The 18,948-nt window shown below is 56.1% G+C and carries 17 protein-coding genes; 5 read left to right on the forward strand and 12 right to left on the reverse strand.

The features are described from left to right. Positions 1 to 67: 67 nt before the first annotated feature. The 7 genes from ilvC to ccmA all read right to left on the reverse strand — a co-directional run bounded on the left by ilvC (position 68) and on the right by ccmA (position 7,406). Positions 68 to 1,087, reverse strand: a complete 1,020-nt coding sequence (gene ilvC, locus RAL88_RS17960; protein ID WP_306265328.1) for a ketol-acid reductoisomerase — start codon at positions 1,085 to 1,087, stop codon at positions 68 to 70. A gap of 44 nt (positions 1,088 to 1,131) precedes the next feature. Further along, entirely contained in the window at positions 1,132 to 1,836 is a 705-nt protein-coding gene (locus RAL88_RS17965; protein WP_306265329.1) for a TetR/AcrR family transcriptional regulator, read from the reverse strand. A gap of 139 nt (positions 1,837 to 1,975) precedes the next feature. Further along, positions 1,976 to 2,620: a glutathione S-transferase family protein gene (locus RAL88_RS17970; RefSeq protein ID WP_306265331.1), complete on the reverse strand. Its 645-nt coding sequence runs from the start codon at positions 2,618 to 2,620 to the stop codon at positions 1,976 to 1,978. 37 nt (positions 2,621 to 2,657) lie between these two features. Next, a complete protein-coding gene (locus RAL88_RS17975) occupies positions 2,658 to 3,977 on the reverse strand; it encodes a cyclopropane-fatty-acyl-phospholipid synthase family protein (RefSeq protein ID WP_306265332.1) in 1,320 nt (439 codons plus the stop codon). A 227-nt stretch (positions 3,978 to 4,204) separates the two neighbouring features. Further along, positions 4,205 to 5,824: an EAL domain-containing protein gene (locus tag RAL88_RS17980; protein WP_306265333.1), complete on the reverse strand. Its 1,620-nt coding sequence runs from the start codon at positions 5,822 to 5,824 to the stop codon at positions 4,205 to 4,207. A 254-nt stretch (positions 5,825 to 6,078) separates the two neighbouring features. Continuing rightward, positions 6,079 to 6,759: a heme exporter protein CcmB gene (gene ccmB / locus RAL88_RS17985; protein ID WP_306265334.1), complete on the reverse strand. Its 681-nt coding sequence runs from the start codon at positions 6,757 to 6,759 to the stop codon at positions 6,079 to 6,081. Further along, complete coding sequence (gene ccmA / locus RAL88_RS17990) at positions 6,756 to 7,406, reverse strand: heme ABC exporter ATP-binding protein CcmA (RefSeq protein ID WP_306265335.1); 651 nt, start codon at positions 7,404 to 7,406, stop codon at positions 6,756 to 6,758. The genes ccmB and ccmA overlap by 4 nt, the downstream gene beginning before the upstream one ends. A gap of 282 nt (positions 7,407 to 7,688) precedes the next feature. On the opposite strand from ccmA, the gene acnA reads away from it, so the two are divergent. Beyond that, positions 7,689 to 10,376 (forward strand): aconitate hydratase AcnA, encoded by a 2,688-nt coding sequence (gene acnA, locus RAL88_RS17995; RefSeq protein ID WP_306265336.1) that lies wholly within the window; start codon positions 7,689 to 7,691, stop codon positions 10,374 to 10,376. Between the two features lie 59 nt (positions 10,377 to 10,435). On the opposite strand, the gene RAL88_RS18000 is transcribed toward acnA, so the two are convergent. Next, a complete protein-coding gene (locus RAL88_RS18000; protein WP_306265338.1) occupies positions 10,436 to 10,840 on the reverse strand; it encodes an Rrf2 family transcriptional regulator in 405 nt (134 codons plus the stop codon). Between the two features lie 136 nt (positions 10,841 to 10,976). Between RAL88_RS18000 and RAL88_RS18005 the strand changes: the two genes are divergently transcribed. The 3 genes from RAL88_RS18005 to RAL88_RS18015 all read left to right on the forward strand — a co-directional run bounded on the left by RAL88_RS18005 (position 10,977) and on the right by RAL88_RS18015 (position 12,663). Further along, entirely contained in the window at positions 10,977 to 11,402 is a 426-nt protein-coding gene (locus tag RAL88_RS18005) for a group III truncated hemoglobin (RefSeq protein ID WP_306265340.1), read from the forward strand. A gap of 11 nt (positions 11,403 to 11,413) precedes the next feature. Then, positions 11,414 to 11,581 (forward strand): hypothetical protein, encoded by a 168-nt coding sequence (locus RAL88_RS18010; protein ID WP_306265342.1) that lies wholly within the window; start codon positions 11,414 to 11,416, stop codon positions 11,579 to 11,581. Between the two features lie 134 nt (positions 11,582 to 11,715). Beyond that, entirely contained in the window at positions 11,716 to 12,663 is a 948-nt protein-coding gene (locus RAL88_RS18015) for an alpha/beta fold hydrolase (protein ID WP_306265344.1), read from the forward strand. Between the two features lie 6 nt (positions 12,664 to 12,669). On the opposite strand, the gene ilvN is transcribed toward RAL88_RS18015, so the two are convergent. From ilvN to miaA, 3 genes are all read right to left on the reverse strand, one after another. Then, positions 12,670 to 13,248, reverse strand: a complete 579-nt coding sequence (gene ilvN / locus RAL88_RS18020; RefSeq protein ID WP_306265346.1) for an acetolactate synthase small subunit — start codon at positions 13,246 to 13,248, stop codon at positions 12,670 to 12,672. A gap of 44 nt (positions 13,249 to 13,292) precedes the next feature. After that, on the reverse strand, positions 13,293 to 15,047 hold the full coding sequence (locus tag RAL88_RS18025) for an acetolactate synthase 3 large subunit (RefSeq protein WP_371932192.1): 1,755 nt from the start codon (positions 15,045 to 15,047) through the stop codon (positions 13,293 to 13,295). A 255-nt stretch (positions 15,048 to 15,302) separates the two neighbouring features. Then, the gene (gene miaA / locus RAL88_RS18030; protein ID WP_306265348.1) at positions 15,303 to 16,322 is read right to left on the reverse strand and encodes a tRNA (adenosine(37)-N6)-dimethylallyltransferase MiaA; all 1,020 of its coding nucleotides are present in this window, start codon (positions 16,320 to 16,322) and stop codon (positions 15,303 to 15,305) included. Between miaA and serB the strand changes: the two genes are divergently transcribed. After that, complete coding sequence (gene serB, locus RAL88_RS18035) at positions 16,321 to 17,199, forward strand: phosphoserine phosphatase SerB (RefSeq protein WP_306265350.1); 879 nt, start codon at positions 16,321 to 16,323, stop codon at positions 17,197 to 17,199. The genes miaA and serB overlap by 2 nt on opposite strands. Before the next feature lie 69 nt (positions 17,200 to 17,268). Here the strand turns inward: serB and RAL88_RS18040 are convergent, their stop codons facing one another. Beyond that, a complete protein-coding gene (locus RAL88_RS18040; protein WP_371932112.1) occupies positions 17,269 to 18,783 on the reverse strand; it encodes a DegQ family serine endoprotease in 1,515 nt (504 codons plus the stop codon). Between the last annotated feature and the right edge of the window lie 165 nt (positions 18,784 to 18,948).

Genomic DNA, 18,948 nt, shown 5'->3' on the forward strand with positions numbered 1-18,948 from the left:
GCTGCCCGCCACTGAAAAAGGGCGCAACCACGGTTGCGCCCTTTCGCTGTTCTGCAGTGAAAACGGCTTAGTTTTTCTCTTTGTCCACCAGGGCGTTGGATTTGATCCACGGCATCATGCCGCGCAGTTTTTCGCCGACTTCTTCAATCTGATGGGCATCATTGAGACGCCGCGTGCCTTTGAAGCGCGCCTGTCCGGCTTTGCATTCCTGCATCCATTCGGAGGTGAATTTTCCGCTCTGGATGTCGGTCAGAATGCGTTTCATTTCGGCTTTGGTTTCAGCTGTCACAATGCGCGGGCCGGAAGTATATTCGCCCCACTCGGCGGTATTCGAGATCGAGTAATTCATGTTGGCGATGCCGCCTTCATAAATCAGATCAACGATCAGCTTGACTTCGTGGAGGCACTCAAAATAGGCCATTTCAGGTGCATAACCGGCTTCCACCAGGGTTTCAAAACCGGCACGGATGAGTTCCACCAGGCCGCCACACAGAACGGCCTGTTCGCCGAACAGATCGGTCTCGCATTCTTCCTTGAAGGTGGTTTCAATGACACCCGAGCGGCCACCGCCGACGCCGGACGCATAGGACAGCGCCAGATCGTGGGCATTGCCCGAAGCATCCTGATCAATCGCAATCAGGCAGGGCACGCCGCCGCCTTTGACATATTCGCCGCGCACAGTGTGGCCCGGGCCTTTTGGAGCGATCATCACAACGTCGATGCTGGATTTCGGCTCGATCAGGTTGAAATGGACATTGAGACCATGAGCGAATGCAATGGCTGCGCCGTCACGGATGTTGTCGGCAATATGATCGCGGTAGATATCCGCCTGCAATTCATCCGGTGTGGCCATCATCATCAGATCAGCCCAGGCGGCAGCTTCCGCAACCGTCATCACCTTCAGGCCATCGGCTTCGGCTTTCTTGGCCGTGGCTGAGTCCGGGCGCAGGGCCACGGCGAGATTTTTGGCGCCCGAATCCTTCAGGTTCAGCGCATGGGCGCGGCCCTGTGATCCGTAGCCGATAATGGCGACTTTCTTTTCCTTGATCAGATTAACGTCTGCATCTCTGTCATAATAAACGCGCATGGGATTTCCTCGTGTTTGCGGTTTGGGTTTGGTGTGATGGTTTGTTAAGGCCCGTAGAGAGTAAAAAACTGGTTTGTGGCCCGCTCAGCCTCTGCAGCAATAATTGTTTTGCCGAACTTCATCGTGTCGCCCAGAAGCAACCGGATCTGAACGTCGCGCACGATAAGGCCATGGAAACTGCGATACGCCTCTTCGCAGTCGCAGCGGCGCAGCAAACCGGCTGTCATCCCGGCTTCCAGAGCCGGTTTGAGACGCGGACCGGTGGAAAATCGCCCGTTCTGCAGGACGATCGATCCAAGATCTTTGCCGGCTTTCTCCGAAAGGCTGCCCTGCTGCTGCTGGGCCTGGGCAATTGCCAGCCGGTTGAGCGCTATGGATATCTCCCCGGTCTGGATGGTCAACAGGTCAGTGGCGAATCCCTGCAGGATTGATCTCAGCTTTGCGCCGGTCAGGCCCTCTGCGTTGAAAGCCCCAACTTTCACTTTCGAGGCCTGATAGCGCACCGTTGCCACCAGCAGCCCGTCCCGGTCACCGAACCATTTATACAGTGTCTCCTTGGAGCAGCTGGCCCGCCTGGCAACACTGATCATGGTGACTTTCGCAGAATTTTCGATGAGCAGGGCCAATGTCGCGTCCAGCACCTGTTGCTGGCGCTCGGTCAGGTCCTCTGAAGTGTTGTCCGGCGCAGTTATGATGGGAACGTCCTGCAAAATCACGTTGCATTGCCAATCGGGTGTCTGGCGCACCATTGGGTGCAAGTCAATTCTGTACCGTACCGTACGGTACTATGCAAGTTGATTTTGGAATTTTACCCCTGGCGCAGGTGTGGCCGGGAAAGATTTATGGATCGAACCTCTCGATCAAGTTCGGATTTAAATCAGGCGCTGCTCAATCGGTTGCATACAATTCGTCATATGACACCATCACATGATCCGAAAATGCCTGTCTTTGGACCAGCGTCTCATAATACGCCGCCAGGGCAGGGCGGTCGCGGCGCGCGATAGCAATGGTGAAATAGCGATACAGATTGTGGCCGAACTGAATATCCGCAAGGGTCAGCTCGGCTCCGGCGAGGTAAGGCGTTCGCTGCAATTGGGTTTCGGCAATATCCAGATAGCGGTCCAATTGCTCCATCGCAGCCCGGATAGCCACAGGCTCGCGTTTTGGCGGGGCAGTGCGCACAATACGCCAGAACACCGGTGCGGTGAAATTCAGCGCAACATTGATTTTGGCCCATTCCGCCCAGCGATCCACATTTGCCCGCGCCACCGGATCGGCCGGCCAGAACGTGTCTGGCGCATAGGCATTTGCAAGATAGCGCAAAATTGCACCACTCTCCCACAAGGGTGGATTGTCGTTGTCTTTGATGGTCGGCACCGTGCCATTGGGATTCATCGCCAGATAATCCGGAGTGTCGACAATCCCATAGGTAAATCCGGCATCGATGCGCTGACACGGCAACTCAAGCTCGGCGATGCACCACATCACCGCCTGAACGTTGGACGAGGATTTTCTGCCCCAGATCGTTATCATGATTCCCAGCCTGTCCCGGTCAAAGCCGGCATCTGCATTATTGATATAAATCGGCCCGGCTCGGTGGCGCGCTGGACGCGCCCTTGGCGTTATGCCCGGACAGCGTTTGATAGATTCGGGCCGAACCGCGCGTGAATGCAAGCGAGCAGCCGGCAAGATACGCCACCCAGATGCGATAGGTTTCTTCGCCGACAATTGCGACGGCCTCGTCACGCTTCGCTGTCAGGCGTTCGCACCACATTTTCGTCGTCAGTGCATAATGTTCGCGCCAGCCTTCCACATCATGGACTTCAAATCCGGCACGCTCCAGTTCCTGCAGCGTATGGCCAATGTCGTCCAGTTCACCGCCCGGAAATATATAGCGCACCAAGGCGCGCTGCTCGGGACGGTCGGCAAACCGGGTGGCTTTGCGTTTGGCGCGCCGGGTAATGCCGTGATTCAAAAACAATCCCTCCGGTTTCAACAGGGACCGGACCTTGGACATATAATCGGGCAGGGCGGCGATACCGATATGCTCATACATGCCGATGGATGATATTTTGTCGAATTTGCCTTTGACGTCCTGGTAGTCAATCAGCTCGACTGAAACCAGATCGCCGAGACCTTCGCTGGCAATACGCCTGACAGCATAGTCATATTGTTCCTGCGACAGGGTTACGCCATGGGCATGCACGCCATAATGTTTTGCCGCATGACAAATCAATGCGCCCCAGCCGCAGCCAATATCCAGAAGTCGCTCACCGGGCTTCAGCCGCAATTTCCGGCAGCTCATATCCAGCTTGTCAAATTGCGCTTTTGCGAGCTCATGCGACCAATCTGTGAAATAGGCGCAGGTGTAGACCATGGCCTCATCCAGAAACAATTCATAGAACGCATTGCTGACATCATAGTGAAACCCGATAGTCTCGCGTTTGTCTGGCGTTTTCCGGTTGCCGCCGGTCGCGTCGGTTTTGAAACGCCGTGAGGCGGACACATCAACACCTGGCAGTGTGACAAGAGGCAGCAATGTTTTGAGAAGCTTTCGTTTTGATATGGCTTTCAGCCGCTTGCGGGTGCTTTTGTCGGTCAGCAGATTGCCAATATCTATCAGCGTCCCACCTTCAAAATCAATCACGCCACGGGCGTAAAGCCGGATAATCCGGTCCAGTCCCGGGCGGCGCAGCAGTGCAGGAATTGCGCCAGGATCAGCGATGATGATAGCAAGCTTGTTGGCGGGTTCATGAACCGCTGCAATACCCAGCGGGAGATAGGTGCCGTCCCACAATTTAAGGGACAGCGGAACATCCAGATGGCTCGCAATTTCTGCAGCGATGATATGCAGCGCTTGCCGCAATCTGGTAGATTGAGATGTATCCATTCCGGCATCTGCTCCGAGCGCAAATTTCTACGCAACTGTCCCGCTGTTTTAGGGAAAACCAACAGAGCGTGCAAACAGTCAGTATTTGTACAGCTTGTCACAATCTCCCTCTTGGCGATCAGGACTCCACGACCGGGCCAGAACCGGGCCAGAACCTGAATTGAAGCACATATTCTGGAATTGGAGTTGGAAAATAGTCGCAGGAAATTGATCCGGCCGGCGAGGATTTATCCCGCTTTGACCAGCTCGAGCTCGGGCAGAGCAGCACAAGGTGGCGGCTCAAGCAAGCGCGGCGTGGCGCTGACCGCTCGCTTCACCGTGTCAGAAGTCATTTGCTCAAGCAGTTGCGCAATGGGAACAGGTCGAGAGAAGTAAAAACCCTGAGCCTCATGAATACCCATCGCCAGGGCAACAGCGGCCTGCTCGGAAGTCTCAATGCCTTCCGCGACAACAGCCATGTTGTACTGCTTTGCCAACTGGCACAGCAATTCGACCATCTGCCGGGATTTTTGGTTTTCGACAATGCCGTCGATGAAAAATTTGTCGAGTTTCAGAATCTCCGCTTCCAGGGTTTGAATGGACGACAGGCCGTTGTGGCCGGTACCCGCATCATCAATGGCCACGCGAATGCCCTTGGCCGCATATCGGCTCACCATTTTGCGAGCCAGATCGAGATCGAGAATCTGCTGGCGTTCAGTTATTTCCAGAACCACACATTCCAACGGGAATTTCCCGACAATCAGAATTTCCTGAAGGTCAATGAAGAATATTGGGCTGAGAAACTGATCCGTGGTCACATTGAAGGTAAATTTCAGACTGCGATCTTTCTGAAGCAAAGGCACGATGTCGTGACGCGCCTGGCGCAGCAGCGAAAAGGTGAGTGGGTCTACCCGGCCAAAGTTTTCCACCAGCGGAATGAATTTGGCCGGCATCACCATCGCGCCGTTCTTTCGCTTCCAGCGTGCCAGCATTTCGAAGCCGACCATTGCACCTGAATTTAGCGCGAATATGGGCTGGTAGAATGGCACGAACTCACCGTTTACCAGTGCCCGGTCAATTTCGTTAACCGGATCGGGGGGCCCGAACACAACCCTGCTGGTCAAAAACCCGATGAATATGCTGGACAGGGTGATGAGTATTTCCAGATTCAAGGACAGGAAATTATGCCAGCTCCATAAGATATTGCTCGGAATATGTGCGTAGGCCGTGATTGGATAGCGCTCGGAACTGGCACTCACCATAAAGTCTGGTTCCCATTCCGCAGGTATCCCGGAGCTGGGCTTATCGGGAGTATAGGACGCAATTTTGCGTCCGTTGTTCAGCACGACCTTCACCGAGAGAGATTCTCGCAGGGCTGCCGGAATTATGTCTTCGAGCAAACCACCGCTGTTGAGCACTGCGACGATATCGAACTCCTCCGCCGTCCAGCGAATATTGAAGCGCGAACTGTCGGCGCTGTCAGACGCGGAAAACTGCAATGTCGGATTGCGCGCACTTTCCCAGGCGGAGTCTGCGGCCAGGTCTGTGGCTACCGTGTCAGCGTTGAATCCGGCACAGCTCTGCTGCCCGTCCCAAAGCCGGATATCCTTGATGCTGGCAACCGAAAAAATGAGTTTTCGATAGGCTTCTATGGTGCCGCGCGAGCACTTGTTGAGGCCACTGATATGGATATCCGCAATTGTTGAAACCGCGCGGTCTGCTGCCAGTTCCATGCGCAATATGCTGCGCTCGGTCAATTCATTCAGTTGAGATTTGTTCCAGCTGACAAGCATGTTGCCAAGAATCAGATGAATCGCCACAATGATGACGAGGGCCACCACTAATGAAAGGAATATCTGCCTTAGCATCCGGTTCAACATTCGACTTGTGACCTTGCACACTGAAATCCCAAACCCACTTCAAAGGCTGTATGCATCATACATACAGCCGCAAACGCAGGTCCGGAAGATTACAACATTCACAGAAAATCATTAGATTTCTGTAAATGACAGGTTGCAATTTTAACGTATCTGGAGTGGATTATTATCCATAAGGTTGCGTTTCCTCAGGCCACTCCGACGCGCCGTGCTGGCGATGCAACAAATAATTGGCCTGCGTGCTGTTAATTGCGCGCCAGCCTCAGGGCCGCAGCGCCCGCGACCGGCCCCACCACCAGACTGAACAGGGACAATGCGCAGAGCATCAGAAACGGTGTGGAAAACGGCGCGGAGATGGTGATGCTGGCACTGTTAAGTGCGTTGGCGGCGGCGACACCGAAAATCAACACCGGGATTGTCAGCGGCAGCACCAGTACGGCCAGCAGCATGCCGCCGCGCTGCAGCGCCACCATCAGCGCCGACCCGACGATGCCGATAAATACAAGCGCCGGCGTGCCGACCAGAAGGGTCAGCGTCACACCGGCAATCGCGGCGCTGTCCAGATTGAGAAACAGCGAGAAGACAGGTGCCCCGATGATCAGCGGCACACCAGTGGCGATCCAGTGCCCCAGGCCTTTGGCCAGGACCGCCAATTCAAGCGGCAGCGGACTGAGATACAAAATGTCGAGCGCGCCATCCTCAAGATCAGCCTGAAACAGTCTGTCGAGCCCGAACAGGGTTGCCAGCAGGGCTCCGATCCACAGAATGGCCGGACCGATGCGGGCGAGCAGCTTTAAATCCGGGCCGACTGCAAACGGCATGATCACGACAACCGCCAGAAAAAACAGCAGGCCGAGCAACGCGCCGCCCCCAACCCGCCAGGCAAGCTTCAGCGACTGACTGAGAATCGCCGTAAACCCACTCACAGCCAGGCCTCTTCAAAATCTGCAACCTGCGCCGCCGCCGGCATGATTTCGAGCACATCGCTGCTCCCGCCCGGTAGCGGCAAATGGGTTGCGGCGACAATCATGCCGCCGCTGGCAAGGTGATCACGCATCATTGTACCAAGCCGCTCCTGAGAGGCGGTATCCAGCGCCGATGTCGGTTCATCCAGAAGCCATAGCGGCCGTTTGTTGAGCAACAGGCGGGCCAATGCGACACGCTTGCGCATCCCGGCTGACAGATAGGCCACCGGTAATGCGGTGGTATGGCCGAGCGCCACTGCATCCAGAGCGGCCTCGATGGTCAGAAGTTTGCTCTCTGAACCATACAGCTGTTGAAAGAAGCTGAGATTTTCGGCGACACTCAATGCGCTTTTTAGGCCATCCAGATGGCCGAAATAATGACAGCTTTCACGGCGCGGCAGTTCGGCGGAAATTCCATCTCCAGTCAGCTGAATACGGCCACTGTCAACGGGCAGCAATTCGGCAATAGCGCGCAGCAGGGTCGACTTCCCTGCGCCATTGGGTCCGCGCACCGCCACCGAGCCACCCCCAGACAACTGCAGGTCCAGTGGACCGACAATGCGTCTCTCGCCACGCTTCAGGACAAGGTTTTCTATGCTCAGGCGCATCAACAGGCCCGTCCGGACAGCGCCGCCCGGCACCGCTCAGCGCAGACCGGGCCGGCTTGGCCGCGTTTTCTGTTCGCCTTCGCAGCGTTCCTGACGTAAAAGCAACAGCGAAGGCGACTCAAGGGTCTCTGGTCAGCCTGCAAGATATCCATTATAAGCCTCTCGACTCTCATTATTTAAGATGGTGCCGTGGCGGTTCTTACCCCCTGAACCCGCATGAGACACCATCGATTTTCCACCGGCGGAGAGGGCTGGCTGGAAACACTTGAAAGGAGCCGCCCTATGGCCAAATCTCTCGACAGCTTCAAATCGCGCAAACAGCTTACCGTGAAAGGCAAGACTTACACCTATTTCAGTCTTGTGGAAGCCGAGAAAAACGGATTGACCGGGATTTCCCGTTTGCCGTTCTCTCTGAAGGTTCTACTGGAAAACCTGCTGCGCTTTGAAGATGGCCGCACAGTGAGCGCAGATGATATCAAGGCAATGGCGCAATGGCTGGTTGAGCACAAATCCAGCCGCGAAATAGCGTTCCGGCCCGCCCGTGTGCTGATGCAGGATTTCACCGGTGTGCCCGCAGTTGTCGATCTGGCGGCGATGCGCGACGCAACCGCGATGCTTGGCGGCGACCCGGCCAAGATCAACCCGCAGGTGCCGGTTGATCTGGTCATTGATCACTCCGTGATGGTCGACAATTTCGGCAACGTAAAAGCCTTCCAGCAGAATGTGGACCGTGAATACGAGCGCAATGGCGAGCGCTATACTTTCCTGAAATGGGGACAGGAGGCCTTCGAAAATTTCCGTGTTGTGCCACCGGGCACCGGCATCTGCCATCAGGTCAATCTGGAATATCTGGCTCAGACCGTCTGGACCCTGGAAGAAAATGGCGAGACTCTTGCCTATCCTGATACGCTTGTCGGGACTGACAGCCACACCACAATGATCAATGGACTGGCGGTTCTGGGCTGGGGCGTCGGCGGCATTGAAGCTGAAGCTGCCATGCTCGGCCAGCCGGTTTCCATGCTGATCCCGGAAGTGATCGGCTTCAAACTGAACGGCAGACTGCGCGACGGCGTGACAGCAACCGATCTGGTACTGCGTGTGGTCGAAATGCTGCGCGCCAAAGGCGTTGTCGGCAAATTTGTCGAATTCTACGGCCCGGGCCTGTCCAATATTTCGCTGGAAGATGCTGCGACCATTGCCAATATGGCTCCCGAATATGGTGCCACCTGCGGCTTTTTCCCGGTCGATAGTGACACGCTGCGCTATTTGGAAGTCTCCGGTCGCGCGGAAGACCGCATTGCCCTGGTGGAAGCCTATTCCAAAGATCAGGGCATGTTCCGCAGTGACGACACGCCGGATCCGGAATTCACCAGCACGCTTGAACTGAACATGGATGATGTGGTGCCGGCTATTGCCGGGCCGAAACGTCCGCAGGATCGTGTCGAACTGTCCCGTGCCGCGTCCGCCTTTGCGGAGGCCATGGATAGTGAGTTCAAGAAATTCGCCCGCACCGACCGCGTCGCAGTCGAGGGCCGGGATCATGATCTGGGCAATGGCGATGTGGTGATTGCCGCCATCACCTCCTGCACCAACACTTCCAATCCAAGCGTCATGATCGGCGCCGGTCTGCTGGCCCGCAATGCGCGCGCCAAAGGATTGACGGTCAAGCCTTGGGTCAAGACATCGCTCGCCCCGGGATCGCAGGTTGTGACCGAGTATCTGAAAGCTGCCAATCTGCAGGACGATCTGGATGCGATGGGCTTCAATCTGGTCGGCTATGGCTGCACCACCTGCATCGGCAACTCCGGGCCTCTGCCGGAGGAAATCTCCGCTGCCATCAACGACAATAATCTGGTCGCGACATCGGTTCTGTCCGGAAACCGCAACTTTGAAGGCCGGGTCAACCCGGATGTCCGCGCCAATTATCTGGCGTCGCCGCCGCTGGTGGTAGCCTATGCCATCGCCGGTTCGATGAATGTCGATATCGCTAATGAACCGCTTGGCGAGGATCAGGACGGCAATCCGGTCTATCTGAAAGATATCTGGCCGTCCTCTCAGGAGATCGCCGATCTGGTGCGCACGTCCATCACCCGCTCGATGTTCCAGGAGCGTTATGGCGATGTCTTCAAGGGCGATGAGAAGTGGCAGGGCATCAAGATTTCCGGCGGCATGACCTATGGCTGGTCCGACGGCTCGACCTATGTTCAAAACCCGCCATATTTTGAAGATATGAAGATGGAAGCGGCGGATGTTACCGACATCGAGAATGCCCACATTCTCGGGCTCTTCCTCGACAGTATCACCACTGACCATATTTCACCGGCTGGTTCGATCAAGCGCGACGGTCCGGCCGGCGAATATCTGGTCGAGCATCAGGTCCGCCCGATGGATTTCAATTCCTATGGTGCGCGTCGCGGCAATCATCAGATCATGATGCGCGGCACTTTTGCCAATATCCGCATCAAGAACCAGATGCTGGAAGGTGTTGAAGGCGGTATGACGCGCATGGAGCCTGATGGCGAGGCGCTGCCGATCTATGACGCGGCCATGGCCTTTAAGGAAGCCGGCACACCGCTGGTGGTCTTTGCCGGCAAGGAATATGGCACCGGCTCATCGCGTGACTGGGCGGCCAAGGGCACACGTCTGCTGGGCGTGCGCGCGGTCATCGCCGAAAGCTTCGAGCGCATTCACCGCTCAAATCTGGTTGGCATGGGTGTTCTGCCGCTGGTCTTTACCGGCGGTGACAGCTGGCAGTCACTGGGCATCACCGGCTCGGAACAAGTGACGATCAAGGAGCTCGACAGTATGAAGCCGCGACAGAATTTGAACGCGGAAATCAGCTTCGCCGACGGCACTGCCAAAACGGTGGAATTGCTGGTGCGGATCGATACCGAAGATGAGCTGGAATATTACCGTAATGGCGGCATTCTCCAATATGTTCTGCGCAATCTGGTAAAAGCCGCCGCTTAGGCTTTGCAGTATTGAAAGCTTGAAAACGGCCCCCTGCAGGGGGCCGTTTTCGCAAGCGACTATGGTTTGGACGCAACCAGCTGATCGAGTGTGCAATTATCCAGCACCGCCAGAAATGCGTCTGCCGCATCCTGGACCACTCCCCGCAGCAAACACCGGGGCAGGAACGTGCATGCCGATTTCTCTGCCCTCATACACTCGACAATAGCGAAATCAGCTTCCACCAGCCGAACCACATCCCCAATTCGGATCTGGTCTGACGGACGGCCCAGCAGGATGCCGCCATTGCGGCCACGCTGTGTTTCAACAAAACCCGCCTGAGCCAGTTTGGCTGTGATTTTCATGATGTGAGATTTGACCAGATGCAGGTGACCCGCAACCTGATCGATGGTCACTGGCTGGTCTTGCGTCGCCAGCAGCATGAGAATGCGCAGAGCGAAATCGCTAGCCTGATTGAGGCGCATCAGGTGCCTTCCAGTTGATTCAACATACAAAAAAGGTGCTCTAAACTATTGTTTTTATCGTAAATTCTGTTACATGAATAGATACATATTAAATGAATGTAATAACATGCAACCCGCTCAGGAAAAAATTCAGACAATGTCGCCGGCGTCGTTACGCCAGCCCGCCCATGAATCGATCACCCCTGAGCAGATATCTCTGTTGGTTGACAGGTTTTACGACCGCGTCCGCTCTGACCGGGAATTGTCGCCTTTGTTTGTCAGGCATATGAGCCGTGACTGGCCCGGTCATTTGTCCAGCATGAAAGCGTTCTGGCGATCAGTTTTATTGAGAACCGGCGAGTACAAGGGAAAACCCGTTCCGGCACACGCCAGAATGCAGGATGTCAGCACAGAGAATTTCGTGCGTTGGCTGGAGCTGTTCGGAGCGACAGTTCGCGAGGTTTTCGCACCTCCCGCCCAACCGGTTGTTATTGCCGCTGCCGAGAGAATTGCAACAAGCCTTTGGCTGGCCATGAAGGCCGACCCGTTCTCCACGCCGCCCATATGGCCGGACACCAGATAAAGGGTTATACGATGATAGTATTGAGAAAGCTGCTGGGCTTCTTCCTGTGGCCCGGAAACGCTGCAAGCAGGGCGCTATCAATCGATGTCTCAGCGGACGGCGGACAAGTGCGCTCTCTGGTGAATGGACTTGTCTGGGGCGCAGTATTGTTGATATTGGCGCTGGTTTTTCACGGCTAGCCGACGAGCCTCAACAGGCTGTCAGATATGTTTGTTAAAACCAAAACACATTGCCGTACGTATTGAGACAGGTAAAACCCGATCCTGCTCCCAATCCTGCTCCCAATCCTGCTGATGCGTGTGATGATCTGTCCGTGACCATTTTAAAATTTGTTATTTTTTCGGTGGTCGTGCTCGCGCTCGTTCTGACCGCCTACACCTATGCTGCAAGCCGCTGGCTGGAGCGTCTCTATCCTCCTCTTGGCTCCTTTATCCAGGTTGCCGGCCAGAAATTGCACTATCTGTCAAAAGGTGAGGGCCAGAGCATTGTGCTGCTGCACGGTGCCAATGCCTCATTGCAGGATTTCAAGGCCAGTCTGTTTGATCCGCTGGCGAAAGATTACCGGGTCATTGCATTCGACCGTCCGGGTTACGGCTATAGCACCCGCTCGTTCGAACAGTGGTCCGACCCGGAAGTGCAGGCGGATCTCATTCATCAGGCGCTGGTGAAACTTAACGTCGAAAATCCGGTACTGGTTGGCCATTCCTGGGCCGGTTCGGTGGTGATGGCGTATTTGCTGAAATATCCCGATGCGGTGGCCGGCGGCGTGCTTCTGGCCGGCGCTACGCATCCCTGGGAGGGCGGCGTCAGCAGCAATGTACAGCTTGCCGGTGTTTCGGTTGTGGGAAAGCTGTTCACGTCAACCTTGGTCATGCCGGTGGGGCAAATGGTTTTTGACACCGTGGTCAAGGCGGTTTTTGCACCGGAACAACCGACCGATGATTACCGCACCAGAACCGGTGCAGTTCTGGCTTTGCGTCCCGCTGCGTTTCAGGCCAGCACCGAGGATGTGCGCAATCTCAGCAGCTTTCTCGATGGGCAGAGCAAGCGATATGGCGAAATTGCAAAACCGCTGCTGCTCGTCACTGCCGAAAATGACACCATCGTTCCGGCCTGGAACCACGCCGAGCGCGTGGTGCTCCAGGTGCCTCAGGCTGAACTGATCGAACTGCCCGGAGCAGGCCATGCGCTGCACCACACCCGGACGGACACAGTGGTGCAACTGATCCGTGACTTTGTGGCGAAACACACCGCCGAATAAGCCGCCCTACATCGGCTCCGGACCACGGCTGAGGGCGGCGATGCCGGTGCGTGAAACCTCGACCAGTCCGAGCGGGCTCATGATCTGGATGAATTGTTCGATCTTTGAACTGCGGCCGGTGATTTCAAACACGAAATGACTGATATTGGCATCAATCACCTGGGCACGGAACGCATCTGCAAGACGCAGGGCCTCGACACGGTGGTTACCGGTTCCGGCAACTTTGAGCAGTGCCAGTTCGCGTTCCAGCGGCTTGTCATGGCCACGTTCATCTGCCAGCCGGGTCAGATCCACAACCCGGTGAATCGGCACCAGCCGTTCCAGCTGCGAGCGGATCTGGCGCAACACCTGCGGCGTGCCAGTGGTCACAATGGTGATCCGCGAGAGGTGCTTGGCATGCTCTGTCTCAGATACAGTCAGACTGTCGATATTGTAGCCCCGGCCTGAAAACAGGCCAATGACGCGGGCCAGAACACCCGGTTCATTATCCACCAGCACAGACAGGGTGTGGGTTTCCAGCGTATCGACAAATTCGGGGATGAAATAGGCTGATCCAGGCTGATCTTTTGGAGTTGCATCATTCATATCGGTCTCGATTCCTTGGGGTCAGAAAGCGCGAAAGCGCTGGTTTACACCAGCGCCTTGCCTGCTTCATCAATCGCGGAGCCCATGGCTTCATCGCTCGCTTCGTCGGGTAGAAGCATCTCATTATGCGCCTTGCCCGATGGGATCATCGGCAGGCAGTTGGCAAGATTGGCAACCCGGCAGTCAAACAGCACAGGGCGCTTCACGGCAATCATTTCACTGATCGCATCGTCCAGTTCATGCGGCTTTTCCGCCCGCATGCCAACGGCGCCATAAGCTTCCGCCAGTTTGACGAAATCCGGCATGGCTTCGGTATAGCTGTTCGACAGGCGGTTACCATGCAGCAATTGCTGCCATTGCCGCACCATGCCCATATACTGATTGTTGAGAATGAAAATCTTGATCGGCAAATTATGCTGCACCGCAGAGGACATTTCCTGCATGTTCATCTGCACCGAAGCATCACCGGCAATACACACGCACAGACTGTCAGGATGCGCCACCTGAACCCCCATGGTGGCCGGCAGGCCATAGCCCATAGTGCCCAGTCCACCGGAGGTCAGCCAGCGGTTGGGCTCTTCAAAGCCGTAATATTGCGCTGCCCACATCTGATGCTGGCCGACTTCCGTCGAAATGTAAGTGTCGAGATGCTTTGTCAGCTCATAAACCCGCTGAATTGCATATTGCGGCATGATGACATCCCGGTTCGGCTTGTAGGCCAGCGAATTGCGGTCCCGCCACTGGTCGATCTGTTTCCACCAGGCTTTCATCGCTGCCTTGTCGGGCTGCCGGCTGCTGCCGCGCACCAGACGGATCATATCTTCCAGAACATGCGCGACATCGCCGACGATCGGCACATCGACACGCACATTCTTGTTGATCGACGAGGGATCGATATCGATATGGATTTTCAGCGCATCAGGCGCGAAGGCATCAAGACGTCCGGTAATCCGGTCATCGAACCGCGCCCCGACACAGACCATGACATCGCAATCATGCATCGTCATATTGGCTTCATAAGTGCCGTGCATGCCCAGCATCCCCAACCAGTTGTCGCCGGAAGCGGGATAGGCGCCCAGGCCCATCAGCGTTGAGGTGACGGGGAAATTCGTCAGGCCTACCAGTTCGCGCAGCAGATGCGTGGCTTCAGGCCCGGAATTGATCACGCCGCCACCGGTATACAGGATCGGTTTCTTTGCGTTCATCATCATGTCGACGGCGCGGCTGATTTCGCTCAACTCGCCCTTGACCTGCGGATGATAGGTTTTGTGGGCAACATTTTTAGGGCCGGTATAGATACCCGTCGCAAACTGCACGTCTTTCGGCACATCGACGACAACCGGTCCGGGACGGCCGGTCGTGGCAACGTAAAATGCTTCATGCAGAACGCGGGACAGATCATTCACATCGCGCACCAGCCAATTATGCTTGGTTGCGGGTCGGGTAATGCCCACAGTGTCGCATTCCTGAAAGGCGTCATTGCCGATCAGATGCGTCGGCACCTGTCCGGTGATGCAGACAAGGGGGATGGAATCCATCAGCGCATCGGTCAGCGCGGTGACCATGTTGGTTGCCCCGGGGCCGGATGTGACAAGCACAACGCCCGGCTTGCCGGTCGAACGGGCATAGCCTTCCGCCGCATGTCCGGCACCCTGTTCATGGCGCACCAGAATGTGGCGTAATGTGTCCTGCTGGTGCAGTTCGTCATAAATCGGCAGCACAGCGCCACCGGGATATCCAAACAAATCAGTAACGCCCTGATCTATCAGAGCCTGAATGACCATTTCTGCGCCGGTCATTTCCTTGCCGTCCATATTGCGCGTCACGATGTCATACTCCCGTATCTCTACACGCCTGAAAGCGTCTGATGCTTTCTGTCTGAGGTCTTCCTGAGCAACAAAAAAGGCCCCGTTCGGGACCTTGGATGCGCGTTACCATTCGGTACGAATTTCAATTCGCTCCGGCAACGCGCCTCCCCACCACAAGAATAACCGACTTCAACATCAAATGCTCCATTTCTAGTGTCGGCAAGTTAGAGGCGGCGGGATATCGGGTCAAGCCTGTTTTTCCAAATCTTGCGCGATTTGATCCAGGTCTTTCAACATCTTATCGCTGTCATCAGCCCACTGCATCGGATCAAGCCGCGGCCAGTTCGCCATCTGGTTGCGAAACCATGTCATTTGACGCTTGGCGTAGCGCCGCGTATCGCGCACGGATTTTTCAATCACCGCATCGCGCTCACCAATAACGCCCTGACGGATATAAGCCGCATAATGCGGTATGCTGATGGCATTCATGACCGGCAGTTGCGGCGCCAGCCCGCGCTGCAGCAACGCCAGTGCCTCCTGCTCGCCTCCGGCATCCAGCATGGTGCCAAACCGCTCTTCAATACGCTCATAGAGCCAGGCGCGGTCCGACGGCATCAGCACTCTGTAAATCGTATGGTGCAGCGGCAGAATGGCTGTCTGGCTGGCACGGAGCTGCCAGTCCGACAGGCTTTGCCCGGTCAGCTCCAGAATCATCAGGGCACGCAGCGTGCGCTGCCGGTCATTGCGTTCAATCCTGTCGGCAGCAGCCCGGTCTGCCGCGACCAGCCGGTCCTGCAGTTGCGGCGTCGTCAACGCAGCATGGCGGGCGATAAAATCGACATGTTCGCACTCGGAAATCTGCGGCGTTTCCGCGATTCCTTCTGTCAAAGCCTTGAAGTAAAGCCCGGTCCCGCCAATGATAATCGGCACCATGTTGCGCGTTGCGATATCCTCCAGCACCGGGGCGATGTCGCGCAACCATGCCCCCACCGAATAGCGTGTATCGGGAGCAACATGGCCATATAATCTGTGGGGCAGGGTGCGCTCATCTTGCGGCGTCGGGCGTGCGGTGAGAATTCGCAACCCGTCATAGACCTGCATTGAATCGGCGTTGACAATCACGCCGTTGACGCGCTTTGCCAGAGCCATGGCAAAGCCGGACTTGCCGCTGGCCGTTGGTCCGGCTATCAACACCGCGCGTTTCGTCACCTGTTTGGCCCCTGATCCTGTCCCGCCATCAATCCCGTTAAGCCCTGGAGTTTCCATGTCATTTGTTCTGACGCTGATTGCTGCACCGGACTTTGCTGATTTTCCCGGTTTTGTCACCGCTTTCCAGCAGCGTCTGGCTATCACGCAACACCCGGTCTGGCTACATCCGGGCCATGCGGTCGATCTGGTTCTGGCGCCGGCAGAGCGCGCCGCTGCAGAGCAAGCGTTGCAGGGCCACGCCATTGATTACGGCTTTCAGTTGCAGGAGAGCCGGCGCCGCAAATTGCTGATCGCCGATATGGACAGCACCATGATTGGACAGGAATGCATTGACGAACTGGCTGCAGAAGTTGGCTTGAAGGAAAAAGTTGCCGCCATAACCGCATCTGCCATGCGCGGTGAAATTGAATTTGAGCCTGCCTTGCGTGAGCGCGTTGCCCTGCTGAAAGGATTGCCGGAATCCGTTGTCGATGAAGTTATCCGCAACCGCATTACCCTGACACCGGGCGGAACAACGCTGGTCGCCACAATGAAACATCATGGGGCCTATACCGCGCTGGTGTCCGGCGGGTTTACAGCCTTTACCAGCCAGATTGCCAACCGTATCGGGTTTGATGAAAACCGCGCCAATATTCTGATCGCGGAAGATGGCAGACTGACCGGCGCCGTTCAAGAACCCATCCTGGGACGTCAGGCAAAAATCGAGGCGCTTGAACAGATATCAGCGCGTCTTGGCATAACGCCCGCCGACGCCATGGCCGTTGGCGATGGAGCCAACGATCTGGGAATGATCCGTCTCGCCGGGCTGGGTGTCGCGATCCACGCCAAACCGGCTGTCGCTGCAGAGGCCGATATACGCATTGAGCACAATGATTTGACGGCGCTGTTGTATCTGCAGGGCTATGCTGAAGCTGAATGGGTGGCGTCAGATTGAAAAAAGACCGCACATCTGCGATGCGCGGTCTTTGCAATTAAAGCAGTCAGTGCTGTTTCAGCCTATGGCTTAATTGGCGTCTTCTTCTTCCAGACGCACGGCAACAAAGCGCAATTCATTTTCTTCGCTCAGCAGCAGCAGCAGAACAGAGCGGCGTCCGTCCTGTTTCATTTCCGCGACGCGTTTAATCACGTCTTCCACGCTGGAGACTTTTTCCTGAGAGATTTCCTGAATAACATCGCCCGGTCGCACCTGTTTTTCAGCGGCGTTGGAGTTCTCCACGACTTCTGTAATCAGAACGCCTTCAACATCAGCGCCAAGCTCGAATTTCTCGCGGGATGCGTCATCAATTTCGCCAAGAATCATGCCAAGAACTTCGACCGGCTTTGCCGCCTCTTCCTTGGCGTCTTCTTCCTGAGCCGCAATCAGTTTTTCGCCTTCTTCCAGGCGGCCGAGCGTGACCTTGATTTCAACCTCTTTGCCGTCCCGTAAAACAGTCACGGCGACGGCCTTGCCGACAGCGGAATCGGCGACAATGCGGGGCAACTCACGCATGCTGGAGACGTCTTTGCCATCAAAGGTCAACACCACATCGCCGGGAACAATACCGGCGTCCTCGGCCGGACCACCGGCGGTTACACCGGCAACAAGCGCGCCACGGGCCTCGCCCATATCGAGGCTTTCAGCAATGTCATCCGTGACCTGTTGAATGCGTACGCCAAGCCAGCCGCGGCGGGTTTCACCGAATTCCTGCAATTGTTCGGACACGCTGGCTGCAAGGTTTGAGGGGACCGCAAAGCCGATTCCGATTGAGCCGCCGCTTGGCGAGATGATCGCTGTGTTGATACCAATCACCTTGCCTTCGGCATTGAACAGCGGTCCGCCCGAATTACCCCGGTTTATGGCGGCATCGGTCTGGATGAAACTGTCATAGGGACCAGAATTGATGTCACGGTTCTGAGCCGAGATAATGCCAACCGTGACCGTGCCGCCCAGACCAAAGGGATTGCCGATCGCCATCACCCAGTCACCGACCCGCATTGATTTGGAATCGCCGAATTCGACAAACACCAGCGGTTCTTCCGTCTCAACCTTCAAAACAGCCAGATCGGTTTTGGGATCGGTGCCGATGATGGTCGCCGTCAGTGCTGCGCCATCGGAAAAGTTGATCGTGATTTCGTCGGCGCCATCAATCACATGATTGTTGGTGATGATGATGCCGGATGGATCAATCACAAAACCCGAACCGAGCGACTGGACCTGACGGCTTCTCGGGCCGCGCGGGGTTTCACCCTCCGGCCCGGTTCCTTCACCATTCCGCTCGCCGAAAAACTCGTCAAAAAATTCCTGAAACGGCGAACCGTCCGGCGCTTTGGGAACTGGTACGCGGCGCTGGTCGGTGGCTTCGACCTTTTGCGATGTGGAGATGTTGACCACGGCCGGCAGGAGTTTTTCCGCCAGATCCGCGACCGAGTCGGGTCGGTCGGTCCGCGCGGAAACAGCAGCCGCGAATGTCATGGTCACAATCAGGCCTGTTGCAATGAGGCCGCGTCTTACTGTCCGAACAGCCGCTTCATGGAACATGAATCGTCTCTTTTTCTGCTTATGTTAAAATTGTGGCATGAGAATTGTCATATGACACCGGGAATGCAAGCCCCTAACCCAAAATGCGAATTAAACTTCGTTCATGATACGGCTTTGATAGCAAGGTGTGTCGGCCAACTCGTCTGGCCTGTTCGTTTGGCTGAT

Source organism: Pararhizobium sp. IMCC3301 (genome assembly GCF_030758315.1).
GTDB lineage: Bacteria > Pseudomonadota > Alphaproteobacteria > Rhizobiales.

Excerpts from the sequence above, each read along its gene's own strand:
- ilvC (WP_306265328.1), bottom strand. The coding sequence starts at position 1,087 with ATGCGCGTTTATTATGACAGAGATGCAGACGTTAATCTGATCAAGGAA.
- RAL88_RS17965 (WP_306265329.1), bottom strand. The coding sequence starts at position 1,836 with ATGGTGCGCCAGACACCCGATTGGCAATGCAACGTGATTTTGCAGGAC.
- RAL88_RS17970 (WP_306265331.1), bottom strand. The coding sequence starts at position 2,620 with ATGATAACGATCTGGGGCAGAAAATCCTCGTCCAACGTTCAGGCGGTG.
- RAL88_RS17975 (WP_306265332.1), bottom strand. The coding sequence starts at position 3,977 with ATGGATACATCTCAATCTACCAGATTGCGGCAAGCGCTGCATATCATC.
- RAL88_RS17980 (WP_306265333.1), bottom strand. The coding sequence starts at position 5,824 with ATGCTAAGGCAGATATTCCTTTCATTAGTGGTGGCCCTCGTCATCATT.
- ccmA (WP_306265335.1), bottom strand. The coding sequence starts at position 7,406 with ATGCGCCTGAGCATAGAAAACCTTGTCCTGAAGCGTGGCGAGAGACGC.
- acnA (WP_306265336.1), top strand. The coding sequence starts at position 7,689 with ATGGCCAAATCTCTCGACAGCTTCAAATCGCGCAAACAGCTTACCGTG.
- RAL88_RS18000 (WP_306265338.1), bottom strand. The coding sequence starts at position 10,840 with ATGCGCCTCAATCAGGCTAGCGATTTCGCTCTGCGCATTCTCATGCTG.
- RAL88_RS18005 (WP_306265340.1), top strand. The coding sequence starts at position 10,977 with ATGTCGCCGGCGTCGTTACGCCAGCCCGCCCATGAATCGATCACCCCT.
- RAL88_RS18010 (WP_306265342.1), top strand. The coding sequence starts at position 11,414 with ATGATAGTATTGAGAAAGCTGCTGGGCTTCTTCCTGTGGCCCGGAAAC.
- ilvN (WP_306265346.1), bottom strand. The coding sequence starts at position 13,248 with ATGAATGATGCAACTCCAAAAGATCAGCCTGGATCAGCCTATTTCATC.
- RAL88_RS18025 (WP_371932192.1), bottom strand. The coding sequence starts at position 15,047 with ATGACCGGCGCAGAAATGGTCATTCAGGCTCTGATAGATCAGGGCGTT.
- serB (WP_306265350.1), top strand. The coding sequence starts at position 16,321 with ATGTCATTTGTTCTGACGCTGATTGCTGCACCGGACTTTGCTGATTTT.
- miaA (WP_306265348.1), bottom strand. The coding sequence starts at position 16,322 with ATGGAAACTCCAGGGCTTAACGGGATTGATGGCGGGACAGGATCAGGG.
- RAL88_RS18040 (WP_371932112.1), bottom strand. The coding sequence starts at position 18,783 with ATGTTCCATGAAGCGGCTGTTCGGACAGTAAGACGCGGCCTCATTGCA.